General features: G+C 67.7%; 22 protein-coding genes, 1 tRNA gene and 1 rRNA gene. 14 read left to right on the forward strand and 10 right to left on the reverse strand.

Features of this window, described 5'->3' with window-relative positions; genetic code table 11:
* The first annotated feature begins 19 nt into the window (after positions 1–19).
* The 4 genes from rrf (at position 20) to RMN86_RS17060 (ending at position 2,876) form a co-directional block, all read left to right on the forward strand.
* Positions 20–134 (forward strand): 5S ribosomal RNA (gene rrf, locus RMN86_RS17045).
* 58 nt (positions 135–192) lie between these two features.
* Positions 193–269, forward strand: a tRNA-Met gene (locus RMN86_RS17050).
* Between the two features lie 166 nt (positions 270–435).
* The gene (locus tag RMN86_RS17055; protein ID WP_309607057.1) at positions 436–951 is read left to right on the forward strand and encodes an SRPBCC family protein; all 516 of its coding nucleotides are present in this window, start codon (positions 436–438) and stop codon (positions 949–951) included.
* A 98-nt stretch (positions 952–1,049) separates the two neighbouring features.
* Positions 1,050–2,876 carry an NAD(P)/FAD-dependent oxidoreductase gene (locus tag RMN86_RS17060; protein WP_309607058.1) on the forward strand — a complete coding sequence of 609 codons (1,827 nt, stop codon included), beginning with the start codon at positions 1,050–1,052 and terminating at the stop codon, positions 2,874–2,876.
* A 20-nt stretch (positions 2,877–2,896) separates the two neighbouring features.
* Here RMN86_RS17060 and RMN86_RS17065 read toward each other — a convergent pair whose 3' ends face one another.
* The 4 genes from RMN86_RS17065 to RMN86_RS17080 form a co-directional block, all read right to left on the reverse strand.
* Complete coding sequence (locus tag RMN86_RS17065; protein ID WP_309607059.1) at positions 2,897–3,682, reverse strand: lysozyme inhibitor LprI family protein; 786 nt, start codon at positions 3,680–3,682, stop codon at positions 2,897–2,899.
* 681 nt (positions 3,683–4,363) lie between these two features.
* Positions 4,364–4,966 carry a hypothetical protein gene (locus RMN86_RS17070; protein ID WP_309607060.1) on the reverse strand — a complete coding sequence of 201 codons (603 nt, stop codon included), beginning with the start codon at positions 4,964–4,966 and terminating at the stop codon, positions 4,364–4,366.
* Positions 4,967–5,051: 85 nt separating this feature from the next.
* Positions 5,052–5,561 (reverse strand): Hsp20/alpha crystallin family protein, encoded by a 510-nt coding sequence (locus RMN86_RS17075; protein ID WP_309607061.1) that lies wholly within the window; start codon positions 5,559–5,561, stop codon positions 5,052–5,054.
* 83 nt (positions 5,562–5,644) lie between these two features.
* Positions 5,645–6,076 carry an Hsp20 family protein gene (locus RMN86_RS17080; protein WP_405041361.1) on the reverse strand — a complete coding sequence of 144 codons (432 nt, stop codon included), beginning with the start codon at positions 6,074–6,076 and terminating at the stop codon, positions 5,645–5,647.
* A gap of 270 nt (positions 6,077–6,346) precedes the next feature.
* Between RMN86_RS17080 and RMN86_RS17085 the strand changes: the two genes are divergently transcribed.
* Complete coding sequence (locus RMN86_RS17085; protein ID WP_309607062.1) at positions 6,347–6,982, forward strand: MarC family protein; 636 nt, start codon at positions 6,347–6,349, stop codon at positions 6,980–6,982.
* Positions 6,983–7,093: 111 nt separating this feature from the next.
* Here RMN86_RS17085 and RMN86_RS17090 read toward each other — a convergent pair whose 3' ends face one another.
* Complete coding sequence (locus RMN86_RS17090; RefSeq protein ID WP_309607063.1) at positions 7,094–8,128, reverse strand: hypothetical protein; 1,035 nt, start codon at positions 8,126–8,128, stop codon at positions 7,094–7,096.
* A gap of 138 nt (positions 8,129–8,266) precedes the next feature.
* Between RMN86_RS17090 and RMN86_RS17095 the strand changes: the two genes are divergently transcribed.
* On the forward strand, positions 8,267–9,031 hold the full coding sequence (locus RMN86_RS17095) for an SDR family oxidoreductase (protein ID WP_309607064.1): 765 nt from the start codon (positions 8,267–8,269) through the stop codon (positions 9,029–9,031).
* Positions 9,032–9,097: 66 nt separating this feature from the next.
* Here RMN86_RS17095 and RMN86_RS17100 read toward each other — a convergent pair whose 3' ends face one another.
* Positions 9,098–10,321, reverse strand: a complete 1,224-nt coding sequence (locus RMN86_RS17100; RefSeq protein ID WP_309607065.1) for a hypothetical protein — start codon at positions 10,319–10,321, stop codon at positions 9,098–9,100.
* Between the two features lie 248 nt (positions 10,322–10,569).
* On the opposite strand from RMN86_RS17100, the gene RMN86_RS17105 reads away from it, so the two are divergent.
* From RMN86_RS17105 to RMN86_RS17115, 3 genes are all read left to right on the forward strand, one after another.
* Positions 10,570–10,788: a hypothetical protein gene (locus RMN86_RS17105; protein ID WP_309607066.1), complete on the forward strand. Its 219-nt coding sequence runs from the start codon at positions 10,570–10,572 to the stop codon at positions 10,786–10,788.
* An 80-nt stretch (positions 10,789–10,868) separates the two neighbouring features.
* A complete protein-coding gene (locus RMN86_RS17110) occupies positions 10,869–11,117 on the forward strand; it encodes a type II toxin-antitoxin system prevent-host-death family antitoxin (protein ID WP_309607067.1) in 249 nt (82 codons plus the stop codon).
* Between the two features lie 6 nt (positions 11,118–11,123).
* Positions 11,124–11,414: a type II toxin-antitoxin system RelE/ParE family toxin gene (locus RMN86_RS17115; RefSeq protein WP_309607068.1), complete on the forward strand. Its 291-nt coding sequence runs from the start codon at positions 11,124–11,126 to the stop codon at positions 11,412–11,414.
* A gap of 121 nt (positions 11,415–11,535) precedes the next feature.
* On the opposite strand, the gene RMN86_RS17120 is transcribed toward RMN86_RS17115, so the two are convergent.
* The 3 genes from RMN86_RS17120 to RMN86_RS17130 are packed head-to-tail and all read right to left on the reverse strand — an operon-like array spanning position 11,536 to position 13,845.
* A complete protein-coding gene (locus RMN86_RS17120; protein WP_309607069.1) occupies positions 11,536–12,306 on the reverse strand; it encodes an SDR family oxidoreductase in 771 nt (256 codons plus the stop codon).
* Positions 12,303–13,034 carry an SDR family oxidoreductase gene (locus RMN86_RS17125; protein WP_309607070.1) on the reverse strand — a complete coding sequence of 244 codons (732 nt, stop codon included), beginning with the start codon at positions 13,032–13,034 and terminating at the stop codon, positions 12,303–12,305. The genes RMN86_RS17120 and RMN86_RS17125 overlap by 4 nt, the downstream gene beginning before the upstream one ends.
* A gap of 4 nt (positions 13,035–13,038) precedes the next feature.
* The gene (locus RMN86_RS17130) at positions 13,039–13,845 is read right to left on the reverse strand and encodes an enoyl-CoA hydratase-related protein (protein ID WP_309607071.1); all 807 of its coding nucleotides are present in this window, start codon (positions 13,843–13,845) and stop codon (positions 13,039–13,041) included.
* 120 nt (positions 13,846–13,965) lie between these two features.
* On the opposite strand from RMN86_RS17130, the gene RMN86_RS17135 reads away from it, so the two are divergent.
* From RMN86_RS17135 to RMN86_RS17150, 4 genes are read left to right on the forward strand one after another with little or no spacing between them, the layout of a single operon-like run.
* Complete coding sequence (locus RMN86_RS17135) at positions 13,966–14,946, forward strand: alpha/beta hydrolase (RefSeq protein ID WP_309607072.1); 981 nt, start codon at positions 13,966–13,968, stop codon at positions 14,944–14,946.
* Between the two features lies 1 nt (position 14,947).
* A complete protein-coding gene (locus tag RMN86_RS17140) occupies positions 14,948–15,745 on the forward strand; it encodes an enoyl-CoA hydratase/isomerase family protein (protein WP_309607073.1) in 798 nt (265 codons plus the stop codon).
* A gap of 2 nt (positions 15,746–15,747) precedes the next feature.
* Entirely contained in the window at positions 15,748–16,392 is a 645-nt protein-coding gene (locus RMN86_RS17145; RefSeq protein WP_309607074.1) for a glutathione S-transferase family protein, read from the forward strand.
* 10 nt (positions 16,393–16,402) lie between these two features.
* The gene (locus tag RMN86_RS17150; protein WP_309607075.1) at positions 16,403–17,194 is read left to right on the forward strand and encodes a glutathione S-transferase family protein; all 792 of its coding nucleotides are present in this window, start codon (positions 16,403–16,405) and stop codon (positions 17,192–17,194) included.
* Positions 17,195–17,222: 28 nt separating this feature from the next.
* Here RMN86_RS17150 and RMN86_RS17155 read toward each other — a convergent pair whose 3' ends face one another.
* Positions 17,223–17,438, reverse strand: a complete 216-nt coding sequence (locus RMN86_RS17155; protein WP_309607076.1) for a hypothetical protein — start codon at positions 17,436–17,438, stop codon at positions 17,223–17,225.
* 68 nt (positions 17,439–17,506) lie between these two features.
* On the opposite strand from RMN86_RS17155, the gene RMN86_RS17160 reads away from it, so the two are divergent.
* A complete protein-coding gene (locus tag RMN86_RS17160) occupies positions 17,507–18,493 on the forward strand; it encodes a hypothetical protein (protein WP_309607077.1) in 987 nt (328 codons plus the stop codon).
* Positions 18,494–18,692: the final 199 nt, after the last annotated feature.

Consider the following 18,692-nt stretch of genomic DNA (forward strand, 5'->3'; position numbering starts at 1 on the left):
ATCACATCCGTTTCGTTGACCTGGTGGTTTTGCCGGGGGGTCCCCACCCGATCCCATTCCGAACTCGGTCGTTAAGCCCCCCTGGGCCGATGGTACTTCGTCTTAAGGCGCGGGAGAGTAGGTCGCCGCCAGGTCTACCAAGCGGATGTGAGATCCAGACCCTTCAATTTACGATGCCACAGACAGCTTTGCCGCGGGGTGGAGCAGCCCGGTAGCTCGTCAGGCTCATAACCTGAAGGTCACAGGTTCAAATCCTGTCCCCGCACCCAAGTTTCGAAAACGGCCCCTGCTCACGCGGGGGCCGTTTTTGTCTGTCCGCGCCTGTGAGCGTGGCAGCCTGGCAGGCAGGGGCGTGGCAAACAATTTGCACGCCGTGTCGGTCCGACAGATGCTGCGCCGTCTTTCAGATGAGCCTCGCAACAAGGAGCCCTGGACATGGCCGGACCGATCAGCGCCGACACCTTCCGCATCGAGCGTTCGACGACGATCGCCGCCGCCCCCCAGGTGATCTTTCCGCACATCAACGACTTCCACGCCTGGGAGGCCTGGTCGCCCTACGAGAAGATGGACGCCGACCTGGGCAAGACCTATTCCGGCCCGGCCAGCGGCGCCGGGGCGGCCTATGCCTGGGTGGGCAGGAAGGCCGGCTCGGGGCGCATGGAGATCGTGCGCTCCGAGGCCCCGTCCTCCCAGGCTCCGGCGAAAATCGTCATCCAGCTGGATTTCTGCAAGCCGATGACCGCCCACAATACCGCTGAATTCACCCTGGAACCCGTCGGCGCGACGGGCCGCGCCGAAACCAGGGTGACCTGGGCCATGCGCGGTCCCAACACCTTGATGTCGAAGGTGATGGGGCTGTTCTTCAGCATGGACAAGCTGGTCGGCCCGCAGTTCGAGGAGGGCCTGGCCAACCTCAAACGCGTCGCCGAGGCGCAAGCCGCCGTGGCCTGAAGAGGCCCGGCGGTAATCCTACAAGCGGTATGCCGGCTTGATTGTCGCAACGTCAGCTCTGGCAAGTCGCTTCGGGCACACCCCCGAGGACTGACGCCATGACCGACACGCTTGATCGCGCCAGTGACGCCGACGCCGACGCGGACCTCGGGTTCGACCCGGCCGCTCTTCGCGCCAAATATCGCCAGGAGCGCGACAAGCGTCTGCGCGGCGACGCCAACGCCCAGTATGTGGAGATCGCCGGGGCCTTCGCCCACTATCTGGAGGATCCTTACGTCGCGCCGGGGTTCAGCCGCGCGGCCCTGGCCGAGGAGGTCGAGGTGGTGGTGGTCGGCGGCGGCTTTGGCGGCCAGCTGGCCGCGGCCCGGCTGCGCGAGGCCGGCGTCGACGACATCCGGATCATCGAGAAGGGCGGCGACTTCGGCGGCACCTGGTACTGGAACCGCTATCCGGGCGCGGCCTGCGACATCGAAAGCTACATCTACCTGCCGCTGCTGGAAGAGATCGGCTATGTGCCGAGCGAGAAGTACGCCCGCGCGCCGGAGATCCTGGCCCACAGCCGGGCGATCGGCGAGCACTTCGACCTCTATCGCGGCGCCGTGTTCCAGACCGAGGTCACGGAGATGCGCTGGGACGAGTCCGCCGCGCGCTGGACGGTGACCACCAACCGGGGCGATGCGCTTCGCGCCCGTTTCGTGGTCATGGCCAACGGGCCGCTGCACCGGCCGAAGCTGCCGGGCATACCGGGTCTCGAGAGCTTCAAGCGCCATTCCTTCCACACCAGCCGCTGGGACTATGGCTACACGGGCGGGACGTCAGAAGGCGGGCTGGAGCGGCTGGCCGGCAAGCGGGTCGGGGTGATCGGCACCGGCGCCACCGCCGTGCAGTGCGTGCCCCACCTGGGCGCGGCGGCCGGCGAACTGTTCGTTTTCCAGCGCACGCCGTCGTCCATCGACGTGCGCAACAACACGCCCACCGACCCGGACTGGGCGCGGGGGCTGGAGGCCGGCTGGCAGCAGCGGCGGATGGACAATTTCAACATCCTGCTCTCCGGCGGCTTCCAGGCGGAGGACCTGGTCAACGACGGCTGGACCGACATCATCGGCAACATCCTGCTCTTGGCGCGCAAGAAGATCGCCGCCGGCGAGACGGTGGACGATCCCGCCGCCCTGATGCAGCTGGCCGATTTCAAGAAGATGGAACAGGTGCGCGCCCGGGTTGACAGCGTGGTCGAAGACGCCGCGACCGCCGAGGCGCTGAAGCCCTACTACAACCAGTTCTGCAAGCGGCCGTGTTTCCATGACGAGTACCTGGCGACCTTCAACCGGCCCAACGTGCGCCTGATCGACACGCAAGGGCGCGGCGTCGACCGCATCACGGAAAGCGGGGTCGTCGCCAATGGCGTCGAATACGAACTCGACTGCCTGATCTACGCCACCGGGTTCGAGGTCGGCACCGAGTTCACCCGCCGCTCCGGCTATGAGTTGCACGGACGCGACGGGGTGACGCTGACGCAGCGGTGGCAGGATGGGGTCTCGACCCTGCACGGGATGCACAGCCGGGGCTTTCCCAACTGCTTCATCGTCTCCAACACCCAGTCGGGGTTCACCGCGAACTTCCCGCACATGATCAATGAGCAGTCCCGGCACATTGCCTACATCCTCAAGCACTGCGCCGATCACCAGGTCCGCCGGGTCGAGGCCTCGGAAGCCGCGGAACAGGCCTGGGTCCAGACCATCATCGACCTGTCGATCCAGCGGCAGGCGTTTCTCGAGGAATGCACCCCCGGCTACTACAACAACGAGGGCAATGTGCAGGCGATGAGCAACCGCAACGGTTCCTATGGCGCGGGGCCGGTGGCCTTCGTCAAGGTGCTGGAGGACTGGCGCGCCGAGGGTAGCCTGGCGGGGCTGGAGCTGACCTGAGCCCCCTCATGACGCCGTCTTCAGTGCGGCGGGTCGTCGGCCAGGGCGTTCAGGTCGTCGATGCGCTGGCGGTAGGCGCTGGCGAGGTCACCGGGCGAGCGGGCGGCGGCGGTTTCGCTGGCGGCCTGCCAGTCGTCCTGCTGGGCGCGCAGGATCTTGACCGGCGCGCCCGACTTCAGCGCCCGCTGGTAGGCGCGCTTCATGTCCTGGTCGGCGGCGGCGAGGGTCGCATCGGCGCAGAGGGTGACCTGCAGGCGGCTCGCGCCGGGCTTGCAGCCGATCGGCTCGGCCAATACGGACTCAGGTTCTGGCGCGGGCCGCGCGGCGGCCTTGGGCCCTGGCGAGGCTGGGCCGCGCCGGGTCTTCGCCACCGCGAGCCTGGCCTTGTGGGGCGCGGGCGTCGGGTCGGCGTGGGCGGGCGCCAGGCCGGTTAACAGGGCCTGGGCGGCGATCAGCGCCCGGTCCGGCGGCGCGTGGACGCGCGTCGGAGCCGGCGGATCGGGCGCGGCGACCTGGGCGTCGGGGGCCGGGGCGTCGGGGACCGGGGCGACCGTTTCGACGGGGCGCAGGCTCGGGCCGATCCAGATGCCCAGCGTCAGGCCGGCCACCAGGGCGCCGCCCACAGCGGCCGCCAGGCCCGACCGCGCGCCGGCCGACGGCCCGGCCTTGCCGAACTCCGGATGAGCCCTGCGCCAGTCTTCCACGGCGCGCGCAGTAGCCTCGGCGTCGAGGGTCTCGGCGACCGGACGCACGGGGCGCGGGCCCATATAGACCATGTAGGGCTGAGCTGAGTCGCGCGGGGCCATCACCAAGTCATCCCTGCCGGCGAGGTTTCCACAGCAACGGCCGACCGAAGGCCAGATCCGCTCGTCGGCCGGTCGCCACCCCGTGGAGCCCGGGCCGGCGTTCTGCGCCACATTCAGGCCATAGTTAGGGTCCGCCGTCAAAAGCTTGCAACCGAGAAGCGATATTGGCCCTTCCCGTGCCGAGGATTGCGGCGCGGCGTCGTGGCCTACTCGCTGACCTCGACGGTGTTGCAGACCGGCCGCTGACTACGCGACACCGTGATGGTCTCCTTGGCCAGCGCACGACCAGGTTCACCCTTGGGACGCTAGTGACTGCGGCAATCACGACCCGCCTCCATCGCGTCGATCCGTCTAAGCGACGCAAGCACCTCGTCCAGAGGAACGGGCTCGACAGTGCCCAACAGCCACCTCAGGCGGGGTTCGTCCTGAACCGCAGAAGCGTCTGACGCCCAGGATGCCAGGATCTCTCGTTTGTCTTGGAATGTGAGGTGCGGGTCCTTCACCACATCGTCGGGATTTTGGAAGCCAACGGCAGGACGAACGCCGCGTTCGAGGGCGGTCCTGAGGCGACCGGGCGGCCGGACGCCCGGCTGGTCAAAGACTTGTTCTGACGTTGCGAGTCGCATCATTGCTTCTCCTGTGTTCGCCTTTCTCCAGCAGCCCGTCAGAGGGCCGCAGGTGTCATGAAACGATGACGGGCTGTCGTCCCGCTCCGTCATGCTGGGAGGTCTCTGAGGCCGAGCCAGACGTCACCGAAAGCGCCGGCCGCCTTTGATCGGCCGTGCAGGCGCCAGACGTTTGGGTCGCGACCTGTGGCGGCCTACCTTCGCCGGGTGACCGATACTGGACGCTTCGGGTGCAAATGCCGTTTCCGGATATCGTCGAAACCATAGAGAAGCCCTGGACGCCCGGGGGTAGCTTGCCGACATCGACCTGCATCAGGTCCGGACCGATGATCGCCATCGCAGGCTGCGCGCTGACCTCCCGGAATATCGCGTCGACCCCCCGGCCCATGTCCCCGGACATCCGCTCCAGCGCCGCGAAAGGCGATTCTGGCACGAAGGGATCGGACGCCGGCGAAGGGATTGAGAACGCTATAGGCGCGGGGGTGAAACTCACAGTCGGCGGCGTGTCGCCGACGTATCGGATACGCGCCACGGAGCCGTCAGGCAGTTGGACGGCCAACACGTGGGCGTTCTTGAGTTCAGCGGCGGCCAATCCAGCGGCGCCCGCGAGCGCGATAACCGCAGCACCAGCGAGGATGACTTTGCGAAGGGTACGCATGAGAATCTCCGACAACAGGTTTTGACAGGTCATCCGAGGCCGGCAACCCTCAGGCCGACCTCGGATGGACGACAGTCGCCAAGGATCAATGGCTGGTGGCGCCAGAGTTTATGGGAATTCGCTTCACCCGCGACTGGCTCTGCTCGGATTTCGGCGCGGTCACCGTCACGACTCCGTTGTGGAACCGGGCCTGGATCCGGTCGGGGTCGATCTCACCGAGAGCCAAGCGGCGCTCAAAGCGGCCGTAGATGCGCTCGCTGAAGGCGAGACCGCTGTCTTCGGCCGCCGCGCGCTTCTCGCCGCGCAAAATCAGAACGCCGTCCTCGAACAGCACCTCGATGTCCTTTTCCTCTAGACCCGGTAGTTCGGCGGTCACCCGGATCTCGCCGTCGACGTCTTGGACCTCAAGCTGGGGCCAGGCGCCACGGCCGCCCCACAGCGTGGGCGTATCGAAGCCGCGGAAGACATCATCGAACAGCCGGTTCATCTCCCGGTGAAGCGTGAACAGCGGACTGGCGGCCGTGTCCTGGGTCGCCGGCAGGTTGCGGTCCCGGTCGTTGGCCCGGGCCCAGGGAACAAGATCGCGCACGTTCATGGTAAGCCTCCTTTCTTCACGTGCAGGCGAGCGTCGAGGCGGTCGGTCTCCGCCTTGAGCTCCGGCTTGATGGAGCCGGCAGATCAGGCCGCGTGGCGCTCGGTCTGCGACTTGTTGATCCGGCGCATGCTCTGCGTGGCCTCAACGGCGTCGATCTCGATGCGTCGAGGCTTCAAGGCCTCAGGCACCTCGCGGGCCAGATCGATCGATAGTACGCCGTTGTCGCAGGTGGCGGACTTGACCACCACATAGTCGGCCAACTCGAATCTGCGCTCGAAATTGCGGGCCGCGATGCCACGATGAAGGTAGGTGCGTGCGCCATCGCCCTCATCCTTTGCCTTGTGGCCGGCGATGATCAGGAGGTTCGGCTGCGCGGTGATTTCGAGTTCATCGGCAGCAAAGCCAGCCGCGGCCAGGGTGATGCGATAGCCTTCGTCACTGGTTTTTTCGACGTCATAGGGCGGGTAGCTACGGTCATCCTCACTCCTCATCGCGGTGGCGATGAGGTCCGCCATGCGGTCGACGCCAATCATCGACCGGTAGAGGGGCGAGAAGTCATATGCCGTTCTCATTTCCATCTCCTCAGAACGAGCAAGTTGGACCTAAGAGGCGCCCGGAAGCGCGGGCGCCCCCTGAATGTCGAGCCCTGGTGGCGCTCGACGGCGGAAGATTTAGGGTGACCAAAAACGGCGTCAAGACCTCTGGCTTGAAGATTTTTGAGGCCATCCTAAGTCGTCCCCGACGGGCCAGGGAGGGTCCGGGATCGGCGCAATTGCGGCTCTGGGATGAACCTTCCATCGAACGTTTTGTCGGCGTTCGTCACGGTCTTTGTGACGATCGGTCCGATTGAAACGGCAGCGGTCTTCGCCGCCCTGACCGCAGGCGCGCATCGTCCGGAGCGCAGGAGTCTGGCCGCGCGGTCGGTGACAATCGCGGGCCTTGTCCTGCTGTTGTTCGCACTCTGCGGCGCGGCTGTTCTCTCGCTGCTGCGTGTCTCGCTGCCGGCCTTTCGGGTGGCGGGCGGCGTATTGTTGTTCTTGCAAGCGCTGACACTCACCTTCTCGAACCCCGGCCTCTCGTCGATCAACGCGCGTGAAACACGGGATGCGCAACAGGCCGGCGACATCGCGATTTTCCCCTTGGCCTTCCCGCTGATCGCGGGCCCCGGCAGTCTTGCGGCGGTCGTGCTGGTGATGGGCCGCACGCAAGCATGGCTGGAGAGGGCTGCGGTTGTGCTGATGGTCGGGGTCTGTCTGGCTGTCACCTATATCGCTATGCTCATGTCTGAGTTTCTCGTCCGCCGCCTGGGGCAGACGGGCGCCGACGTCGTCGGCCGGATATCCGGGGTGTTGCTTGCGGGCTTGGCCGTGCAGTTCATCTTCGATGGCGTGCGACAGGCGGCGCTCCTTACACCGAACTGATCGAGCCCTCCGGAGCAGACCATGGACCGCAGGGCGGCAATTGTCGCGCCACAACCGCCCAGCCTGCTGCTCTCGAAGCGCAAGAAGGCGCCCGCAAGCCTCGGGGCCAGCCTACTCGCTGACCTCGACGGTTTCTGGCCTGCCGCCCTCGCGCTCCGCCCGGCGCGCGCCGGCCAGGATGCCGGGGAGGGCGTAGTTCCCCTCGTGGCAGGCGTATTCGTACATCGGGCCGGCGGCGGCGTTGAGCGGCATCTCGGCCGTCCAGACCTGCGCGTAGGTGGCCGGATCGTCGACGCTGAACCGATAGAGGATCTGGCTGGCGGACAGGCGGGTGAACCGCTCGGTCACCCGCGCATTGGGCGACAGCAGCACCGAATTGCCGAAATAGGGCCTCAGGCTCTCGCCCGGATTGAAGTTGGTGGTCTCGACGACCAGCGTCTCGCCCTCCCACCAGCCGACGCTGTCGCCCATCCAGGGGCGGATGCCGGGGTCGGGATGGCGGCGGTCGGTGAGCCGGATGATCCGCGCGTCGTGGTTCATTTCCACCAGGATCGCCACCGCGTCCTTCGACTGCACGATCTGATAGTTGTTGTTGTAGAGCACGTTGAGCATCGGCGGCCCGGCAGTGGAGCCGAAGCCCAGGATGCAGCGCTCGCCAAGCGGGCGACCCTCCGGCCCGTCCCAGCTGTTGCGCGCCTTGCGCAGCGCCTCGACATAGGCGCGGCGCCCGGCCGGCGTATAGGGCAGCTGGCCGTCGACGGGATCGACGATCCACGAGGTGCGCACCTGGCCGGCGATGCGGCCCAGCGCCACGCCGGGGTCGGTCCACGAGGCGTTGTAGCCGCCGGGGTCGTTGGCCGCGGGCGGGGCGCCGGCCTTGGGATCGCTGGGCCGGTCCTGCGTGGCGCGCGCGGCGGCGCGGCGTTTTTCCACCGCCACCGCCTCGGCTTCGGTGAGGGTGAGGCTCTTGAACATCGCCGGCCGCTGCAGGCTGGTCAGCGAGGCGTTGGTCCAGGCGCCGCCCAGGTCCGGCTGGCCGAACCCGTTCCTGGGGGCGTGGTAGCCGGCGGCGTAGGCTGTGGGGCTCAAGATTGGGGCGGCGACCGCCAGGACGGCGGCGAGGGCGAGGCGGGCGAGCTGGCTCATGAGGCGGAGTGTTTGCTCCCTGGGCTCGGCATGCAAGCGGGCTCGTGTCTCGCACACCCCAGCTTCGCCGCTTAGCCCCCGGCGCGAAATCCGCTAGACCCTTGGCCCATCACAGCAGAACTGGGGAGGCGCAAGGCCATGAAACTCAACGATCGCATCATCGTGGTGACCGGCGCGGCCAGCGGCATCGGCCGGGCCATGGCCCAGCGGTTTGCCGCCGAGGGCGCGAAGCTGGTGGTCTGCGCCGACCGCGACGAGGCCGGCGCCAAGGCGACGGCGGCGGGGATCGGCGGCGTGGCCTTCAAGGTCGACGTGGCCAGGGAAGCCGACATCCAGACCCTGATCGAGACGGTGGAAGCTGACCACGGGCCGATCGACCTGTTCTGTTCCAACGCCGGCATCGGCGTCGGCGGCGGGGCGGAGACCCCCAACGACGACTGGCAGCGGATCTGGGACATCAACGTCATGGCCCATGTCTGGGCCGCGCGGCACCTGGTGCCGCGGATGGCCGCGCGGGGCGGCGGCTACCTCCTGAACACCGCCTCGGCGGCGGGACTGCTGTCGCAGATCGGCTCGGCGCCCTACGCGGTGACCAAGCACGCCGCCGTCGGCCTGGCCGAATGGCTGGCCATCACGCACGGCGACCAGGGGATCAAGGTCTCGGTGCTCTGCCCGCAGGCCGTGCGCACGGCGATGACCGCCGGCAACCCCGACGGCGTGGCCAGCATCGACGGGATGATGGAGCCGGAGTTCCTGGCCGACGTGGTGGTCAAGTCGATCGAGGCGGAAGAGTTCCTGATCCTGCCGCACCCAGAGGTGCTGACCTATATGCGCAACAAGACGGACAACTACGGCCGCTGGCTCGGCGGCATGCGCAAGCTCAACCGGCGGTTCAACGGGTAGCGGACGGTTTCGCGGCGGCCCCATCGTTGTGCGCGCCGGCCGTGACCCCACAGCCAATGGGAGAGTTCAAGCGGCGACGAACGCGCTGGCGTGCTTCCCGCTCCCGGTGATCGGAAGATGGCCGAGGATCATTTCCCGCGGCGGCATGGGATGGACAAGCTGTTCGCAAACGGCGCGGCCGGTCAGAAACGGCACGCGCAGTTCAACGCAGGTGTCCATTTCGCGTTTTGTGGATATGTCGGCGATCGCCGGCCATATGCGCTTCGCCTTGAATTGGGCCCTCTGGTCCATGAACCGCCTCGCCCCGGCCAGGCGAGCGCGCTCGTCACCGTCGGGTAGCACGAAGGTGACACTGGAAACCGCTTCGGGTCCGAGCTTGTCGATCTCGAAGCCCGCGTCATTGACGTGCAGACCGATGTTGCTGAAGGTCGGAGACAGCAGTCTCTTCACCTGCGCCAGAGCCGCGAGGGAGGGGTCGCGAGGGACACTATAGACCGCCGCCGCCAAAGTGCTCCGCCGATCCCGCGGCAAGAGATCCAGAAACTTCTGATAGGCCTCCCGCATTCCGGGGCGGACGATTGTCGAAAAGCTGAACGGGAGAAACAGTAGGCCGAGCATCGCCTGAGAGAGCACGGATGGCGCCGCCTCGAGCGCGCAGAGATCGAACTCAAAGGCCTTGTCGATGGATTGGAATCGCGCGGCGTCGGTAGGGCTATAGAAGCGTTCGGCGCCAGGCTTTCGCGAGGTCAGGCTATTTCCCACAAAGGCCTGCTTCGGGAAGAAATAGACTCCGGAGAACCGATTTTCGTTGAGCCGGATTGGCTCAGTCGAGTCCGCAGGGGGCGCCGCCGGCGCCTGCGCTGCGGGCTCCGAGCTGAGGACCACGACCTCGTGGGGCTTGATCCTGCAGATCCTGCCGCCGAACGTTTCGCTGGACGCGCCGCTCAACACGGACCTCAGTTCGCTTTCCTCCGCCGCCGCGAACCGCATCGCTTGGGTCTCATCCCCCTCGAAGGACATCAGGACCACCTCGCCCGTCCCGTTCGAGCCGAACAGCTTGGTGTGCAGATCGTCGGCGAGCATCGACAGTTTGTGGACATCGATCTCGCTGGCGCGGGGGTCCGCGAGGACGAAGGCGCAGGGTGCGACCTCCCCGTACCTTCGAGGCCAGGCCCAGCGGGTTTCGAAGAATGCGAGAGCCACCTTGGTGATCAGGCCGGGCAGCTTCCATGCTTCGGCCGTGCCCGGGCGAGCGTCGAGCAGGATCCTGAGGCAGGCGACCGCGGACATGAAATACAGGGGCGCTTGGAGAATTTAGATTCTGTTACGTTCCGTCTTGGCGACTCCGCCACGAGCTTCCTCAGCCGGCGAGCCGGTTGTGCGCAGCCATCCGGCATGCTGAGCTACCTTGACCGAGCGTCAGATCGACCGCCATGGGCTGACGACGAGATCTGACCGCCGCCAACATCTTCATCGCCTACGCCCGCTCGTCGGCGGACCAGGCGCACCGGTGGCGGAGGCTCTGCGGGCGCTGGGCTATGGGGTCTGGCGAGGCGGTGGCGCACCTGCGCCAGTCGGCCCAGCACACCCCGGCCTTCGTCCCGACCCTTACGGTGCTTGCCGCGAGCTACGGCTATCCCGAAGGCTCTCCGGCGGCGCGTGAGACACTCTCCGCCTTGGACGGAATGGGCATGACCCAGGCGTTGGTCGAAGCTTGGGCGCCTACGTTGGGCGACGGTGAGGTGGCGCAGCACTAGGCGGAAGGCAGCGCTCCGGCGGTGGCGGAATGATCGCCGGCATCGTTGACATGACCTGATTAGAGACCTAATTAGAGATCATGATCGATCAACTCCTTGCTGGGTCTGGCGTCAGCATATCGGACCTCAAAAAGAACCCTACCGCCGTGATCGAGGCGGCGGGCGGCTTTCCCGTCGCAGTGCTGAACCGCAACACGCCCGCGGCCTACCTTGTCCCGGCTAAGGCCTGGGAAGAGTTGATGGACCGATTGGAAGACATCGAACTGGCGGAGCTGGTTCGAGCCCGAGCTGACGAGGTTCCCGTGCCGGTTTCCCTCGACGCGTTGTAGGGCGCGGTGACCTGGCGGCTCGCCTTCCTGCCGAGCGCCCGCAAGGAGTGGGACGCGTTGGGGGCGAATGTTAGAGAGCAGTTCCGAAAGAAGCTTATCGAGCGGCTGGATGGCCCGCGTTTGGCCTCGGCCAAGCTCAGCGGATTGCCGGACTGTTACAAGATCAAGCTGCGCGCGGCGGGCTATCGCCTCGTCTACCGGGTGGATGATGACGTGGTGACGGTCGTCGTGGTCGCCGTCGGACGACGGGATCGGAATTTGGTCTACAAGATCGCCGCCGGGCGGGCTGGCGGGTGAGGCGAGCAGGTCGAGTCGCGTAGGTTCGACGGCGGACCAAGCGGACCCGGCCACCGGGTGGCCGCAGCGCCTGTAGCGCCGCGCCTTGGTTCCCGGATCGACCCCGCGGGTCGGCCGGACCTCAGGCGTTGCGCGCCATCAGGCCGCCGTCCACCGGGATGGTCACGCCGGTGATGTAGGACGCCGCCGGCAGGCAGAGGCTCAACGTGATGTGCGCCACTTCTTCCGGGCGGCCGTAGCGGCCCAGCGCGGTGCGGCGTTTGGCGAAGGTGGCCTTGTCGGCCTGCGGGATCGCCTCGGTCATGCCGGTGAGGATCGGGCCGGGGCAGATGCAGTTGATGGTGATGCCCTCGCGGCCAAGCTCGACGGCGAGCGCGCGCGTGAGGCCGGTGACCCCGGCCTTGGCGGCGGCGTAGGCTGAATCGCGCGACGTGGCCCCGAGCGCCTCGGTCGAGGCGATGTTGACGATCCTGGGGGCGGCGGACTTGCGCAGGTGGGGCAGGGCGGCGCGGATGATCCGCTGGTGCGAGGTCAGCATGACGCCCAGCGCGCGCGTCCAGATCGCCTCGTAGTTGGCCGCGTCGATGGCCGCGAAGCCGCCGACACCGGCGTTGTTGATGATGATGTCGAGGCCGCCGAATCGCTGGGCCACGGCGGCGACCACGGCCTCGATGGCCGCCCCGTCGGCGACGTCGAGCGTCCAGGCCTCGGCGCTGTAGCCCCGGTGGACCAGGTCGTCGGCGACTTCGCGCACGCTCTCGGAGGCGATGTCGGTGAGCGCCACATGGGCGCCCTCGGCGGCGAACACCTCGGCGGTGGCGCGGCCCATGCCGCTGGCCGCCCCGGTGATCAGGACGGTGGAGCCGGCGACGGAACGGGACAGGGCGGTCAAAGGCTCAGGCCTCCATCGACGATGAGGGTCTGGCCGACCACATAGGCCGCCAGCGGCGAGGCCAGGAACAGGGCCGCGCCGGCCATGTCCTGGGGTGTGCCCATGCGGCCGAGCGGGATCGCCCGCAGGGCGCCCTCCAGCCGGTCGGGGTGGTCGACGGTGACCTTGGTCAGCTTGGTGTCGACCAGGCCCGGCGCCAGGCCCACCACGCGGACGCCATCGCGGGCCCAGGCTTCGCCCAGCGTCTTGGTCAGGCTGACCGCGCCGGCCTTGGACGCCGCGTAGGCCGGGTTGCCCCGGTTCGAGGTAAAGCCGGACACCGAGCTGACGATGATGATCACCCCCTGGCGGTCGGCCAGGGCGTCGTGGAAGCGCAGGGCGCAGGCCATCAGGCTGTCGAGATTGACCGCCATCACTCGGTCCCAGCCTTCCGGCTCGAACTCGCCGCGGCGATAGACCACCGTCCCCTGGCAGAGGATCAGCACGTCGAGCGCGTCGGGGCCGGAGGCGTCGGCGACCTGTTCGCGGTCGGCGACATCCACCTGCTGATAGGCCAGGCCGTTGAGGTCGGAGCCCTCGGAGCCCTCATAGTCGTGGGCCGTGGGGCGCGTGCCCCAGACGTGCACCGCCGCGCCATGGTCGAGGAAGGCGTGGGCGATGCCGTTGCCGATGCCGCTGGAGCCGCCCACCACCAGGACGCCCTTGCCGCTGAAATCGAGTTCGTTCATGGCCCTACCGCCCTGTGAAGACCGGCGCACGCTTCTCCATGAAGCTGGCGACGCCTTCCTTGTGATCGTCGGTGCGCATCAGGTCACGGATCGCGCCCATGGCCCAGGCGCCGATCTCGCGTGGGTCGCCGTAGGCCGAGCGGGCGAGGCCGGCCTTCAGGCGCTGGACCGCGAGCGGCGGGTTGGCGGCGATGCGACCGGCCAGCGCCAGGGCGTGCGGCATGAGTTCCGCGTGCGGGGTGACCTCGGTGACCAGGCCGATGCGGAGGGCCTCGGCCGCGTCGATGACATCGCCGGTGAACAGCAGTTCGGCGGCCTTGGCGGGGCCGACGATGGCCGGCAGGCGATAGAAGCCGCCGACGTCGCAGGGCAGGCCGCGCTTGACGAAAAGTTCAGCGAATTTGGCCTTCTCCGAGGCGATCCTGATGTCGGCGAAGAGCGCCAGCTCCATGCCCCAGCCGACCGCGGCGCCATTGACGGCCGCGATCACCGGCTTTGTGCATTCCAAGGCCGCCATCGCCGCCGGGGTCGCCGTCGGCGCCGCGGCAGGCGTCGCAGAGACCCGCTTCGGCCCGGCCATGATCTCGCCCACGTCGTCGCCGGAACAGAAGGCCGGATCGGCGCCGGTGACCACGACACAGCGCACCGCCGGGTCTTCCGACGCCATGCGGAACGCCGCCTCCAACTGATCGTAGGCCCGGTAGTTCAGCGCATTGCGCCGGTGGGGCCGATCCAGCGTGATCGTGGCGACATGCGCCGCGACCTCCAGGGTGACGCCATCGGCGCCTGTTGTGATCTCGGTCGTCGCCATGGCGCCGTCCTCCTGGCCCCATGCTCGCACGCGGACAGGTCAGGTCAACGGTTCCGCCAAGTCACCCTTGCCACCAGGGCGCCCAGCGCGGAGCATGGCCGATATAGGGAGCGAGGCGAAATGCCCGAATTCAGGACGATAGACGCGGGCGCGGCGCAGATCCGCGTGGCCGTCGAGGGCCAGGGGCCGCTGGTGCTCATGGTCCACGGCTTCCCGGAGAGCTGGTTTTCCTGGCGCCACCAACTCGGCCCCATCGCGGCGGCTGGGTTCACGGCCGCGGCCATCGACGTGCGCGGCTATGGCGGCTCGGACAAGCCGGGCGACGTCGCCGCCTATGACATGGAAAGCCTGACCGCCGACGTGGCCGGAGTGGCCAAGGCGCTGCAGCCGGACGCGCCGGCGATCCTCATCGGCCACGACTGGGGCGCGCCCATCGTCTGGAATTCGGCCCTGTCGCGGCCGGACGCGTTCCGCGCCGTGGCGGGGCTGTCGGTGCCGTTCACCGGCGTGCCAAACCGCCCGTTCACCGAGATTTTCACTGAGGCGTTCACCTCGAAGGGGCACTTCTTTTACCAGGCCTGGTTCCAGAACCTGCGCCTGCCGGAACGCGAGGCCGAGGCCGATGTGCGCGGGTTCCTGCGCAAGTTCTACTACGGCATCTGCGGCGACGCGCCGCACGGGACCTGGCCGCAGAAACAGCACGGCGCGACCCTGCTGGAAGGAATGGTCGACCCGCGGGTCTTCCCCGCCTGGATGACGCCCCAGGATCTCGACTACTACGTCGGCGAATTCACAGCCTCGGGCTTCTTCGGGCCGATCAGCCGCTATCGCAACCACGAGCGCGACTTCGCCTGGTTGCAGCAATTTCTGGGTCGCAAGCTGGAGATGCCGACCCTGCTGATCGGCGGCGACCGCGACCCGGCGTTCAACGGCTTTGGACGCATCGCCGACCCCGGCGCGCTGATGGCCCAGCACGTCACCGACCTGCGCGGCGTTCACGTGCTGCCCGGCTGCGGCCACTGGACCCAGCAGGAGCGGCCGGACGCGGTGACTGCGCTGCTGGTCCCCTGGCTGCAGGGCCTTGGGCTGAAGGGGCTCTGAGATGGCCGAGCTGGAGCTGAAGCAGGACGGCGAGGTGGTCTGGGCGACGATGAACCGGCCGTCGCGCCTGAATGCGCTGAGCCGGGGCCTGGTCACTGAGCTTCGCGAGTTCTTCACAGGCCTCTACTGGCGTCGCGACGTCCGGGTGGTGGTGCTGCAGGGGGCGGGGGACGCCTTTTGCGCGGGTCTTGATCTGAAGGAACGGGGCGACCCGCAGGCGCCGCGCGGGATCGGCGCGGGGCTGACCCGTCAGCGCGAGATCAGCGAGATCGTCATCGCCATGCGCAGATGCCCACAGCCGATCATGGCCTGCATCAACGGCGCGGCGGCCGGCGGCGGCTTTGCTCTGGCGCTCGCGTCCGATGTGCGGATCGCCACGCCGAGCGCGCGCATGAACGCGGCCTTCATCCGCATCGGGCTGTCGGCCTGCGACATCGGCGTCAGCTATTTCCTGCCCCGGATGGTGGGGTCGTCGGTGGCCGCCGAATACATGCTGACCGGTCGCTTCATCGACGCCGAGCGGGCCTATCAGCTGGGCCTTGTCAGCCGCATCGTCGCCAAGGACGCGCTGCGCGCCGAGGCGCAAGGCTTCGTGGACGACATGCTGCACGCCACCCCGCTGGGCCTGCGGCTCACCAAGGAGGCGCTGAACCACGCCATCGACGCGCAAGGGCTGGAGGCCGTCATCGCCATGGAAGACCGCAATCAGATCCTGGCCAGCTCCGACGGTGACTTTCAGGAGGGTGTCTCGGCTTTCCTCGAAAAACGCGCGCCGAACTACGCCAAGCGGGAGGGCTGAATTTGATCCGGCTTTATCACTGCGCCGATGCGCGTTCGTTCCGGCCTCTTTGGGCGCTGGAGGAACTGGGGCTCGCCTACGAGCTCACCGTGATGCCCTTCCCGCCGCGCTACCGGGCGAAGGAATTTATGGCCGTCAATCCGCTGGGCACCATCCCGGCGCTGGCCGACGGCGAGACCTTCATGACCGAGTCCGCGGCCATCGTGCAGTATCTGGTCACCCGCTACGGCCCGAGCCCGCTGGCGGTCGAGGGGGACGATGCGGCCTACGGCGCCTGGCTGAACTGGCTGCACTTCGGCGAGGCGACGCTGACCTTCCCCCAGACCCTGGTGCTGCGCTATCGCCGCTTCGAGCCGGGCAAGGCCGAGGTCGTGGCCGACGACTACGCCAAGTGGTTCCTGAGCCGGCTCAAGGCCGTGGATCGCGCTCTGGAGAGAGGCGACTGGCTCTGCGCCGGGCGGTTCACGGCGGCGGACATCTCGGTGGGCTATGCGCTCCTGCTCGCCGCACAGCTGGGGTTGGACGCCGAGTTCACGCCCGCCGTCGCGGCCTATTGGGCCCGCCTGCAGGCCCGGCCGGGCTTCCGGGCCGCCAAGGCTTCGCAGGCGCGCCATGCGCCCGCGGGGTCGGAAGCCTTCGCCTCATGAGGATGCGTCCATGATCACGCTCTACGACCACCCGCTCTCGCCCTACGGCCAGAAGGTCAAGATCGCCATGCGCGAAAAGGGCCTGGCGTTCGAGACGGTCTCCCCCGGCGGCCTGGGCGCCGGCGGGGCGGCGGGCGCGTTTGCGCAGGCCAATCCCCGCGCCGAGGTGCCGACCCTGATCGACGGCGAGGTCGCGGTGTTCGATTCCACCGTGATCCTCGAATATCTGGAGGACGCCTATCCGACGCCCCCGATGCTGCCAAAAAGCCCCGCCGACCGGGCTCGGGTGCGGGCCATCGAAGAGGTTATGGACACCCACTTCGAGCCGATCAACTGGGGCCTCTCGGAACTGCGCTGGTTCAAACGGGCGCAGGGCGAGCAGGCCAAGGCCATCGAGGCCGCCGCGGCCCGCCAGCTCGTCGGGTTCTACGCCTGGCTGGAGCGACAGCTGGGCGCGCGCGCGTGGTTCAACGGCGAGACCTTCGGCTGGGGCGACCTGGCGGTGGTCCCGTTTCTCAACGGCTCGGTGGGCCAGGGCCATCCGCCGCCGGAGGGCTCGAAGCTGGCCGCCTGGCTGGCCCGCGCCAACGCCCGGCCCTCGGTGATCGACACGACCGCCGAAATCGCCGCCATGGCCCGCGGCGCCGACATGCCCAATGTCGCCGAGCTGGTGGAAAAGGGCCTGTTCAAGCGCGAATACCGCGACCATCGCCTGGAATGGATGATCAAGTCCGGCGGTCTGGACGTGGTGCTGAAGGGGCTCGAGCGCGACAACATCCGCTTCTCGCCGGAGTTCCATTAGCCTCCAGACTCCATCGAGCCCGCCATGTTCACGTCAGCCAGAAGATGTTCCACCGGAACGCCATGACGCCCGGTTCGCTGGTCGCGGCCGGCTGGCAGGTGGCGGCGTTGGGATCGCGATGTCGCGACGCCAGAGTCGAAAGCAGCAGGTCCTTCGCGTTCAAGTCCTCGCCAGGAAAATACATCTTGGTCGCCAGCCGATAGTCCGCGTTCACCACGTCGAAATGGATATGCGGCGCACGCATCAGGCGGTCAGTCGAGGCGTTGACGGATCTCGCGCGGCGCCCCTCGATGCTGTCGGGGGTGTTCAGCCATGGATCTGAAGACGATCGGGAGAGGTATGTTCGTGCTCTCCCTAACCGGTCTGCTGGGCCTGTCCGCGGCCGGCGCCGAGGGGCAAAGCTATCGCGCCCCGCGAAACGCCTACGGCGCGCCCGACCTAAATGGCCTCTGGAACAACAACGCGCTCACGCGACTGCAACGCCCGGCCGGGCTCCTGCCGCTGGTCGTGCGCCCCGCGGATGTGGCGGAGGCAGAGCGCAAACTCATGACCAGCTACTCGCCGCCGAGCACTGTGGCGAACGTTGGCGGCAGCGAGAGCGAGTGGTGGGACGGGGCGCATCTGGCCCGAGTGGACGGCGAACTTCGGACCTCGTGGCTGGTTGACCCGGACGACGGCCAACTGCCTTACACCGTCGAAGGCCAGCGCCGTGTCGCGGTGTTCGCCAAGGCCCAGATCGAGTCCTTCGACGGCCCCGAGTCGCGGCCCGTGGCGGGGGACCGCTGCCTGCTGCCCAGCTGGGGCGCTATGGGGCCGGTGATGATGAACGCTCCCTACAACGCCAACTACCGGTTCGTGCAGACCCGGGACGCAATCGCGATCATGGCGGAGAACAACAGCGAGCTTCGCATCATCCGGATCGGCGCGGCGCATCTGCCCACCCAGATTCGGCCATGGACCGGCGACTCCATCGGTCATTGGGAGAAGGACACCCTGGTTGTGGAGACCACCAACCTGCGCACCGAAGCGCCACTCAGCCAGGCGCCGTTCTTTTTCACCGCCGGCGCGAGGGTCGTGGAGCGTTTCACGCGTGTCGCGCCGGCAGCGCTGAAATATGAATTTTCCGTTGAGGACCCAACGATCTTCTCCCGTCCCTGGCGGGCGGAGATGGCGTTCGTCGCGACCGACGCGGCGCTCTACGAGTTCGCCTGTCATGAGGGCAACTACGCGATGCCCAACGTGCTGGCCGGCGCGCGTGCGGTCGAGCGGGAGAAGGCCGCGGCGGCCCCGGCGCGGTAGGGGGAATAAGGGAGCGGCAGCAAGAAGCCCAACGAAAAGCTTGACTCCACGCTCTATCTATGTTCTTGTTTCGTTCCATGTCGGACCCGACCCCCACAGCCGAACGCCGCGAGCAGTTGCTCGGCATCGTCGCCGAGAAGACCGTGGCGCTGCTGTGCGAGGTCCAGCAGCGCGCGTTTGAGGCGCAGACGGCGGCGGA

The organism is Phenylobacterium sp., assembly GCF_031360265.1.
GTDB lineage: Bacteria > Pseudomonadota > Alphaproteobacteria > Caulobacterales > Caulobacteraceae > Phenylobacterium.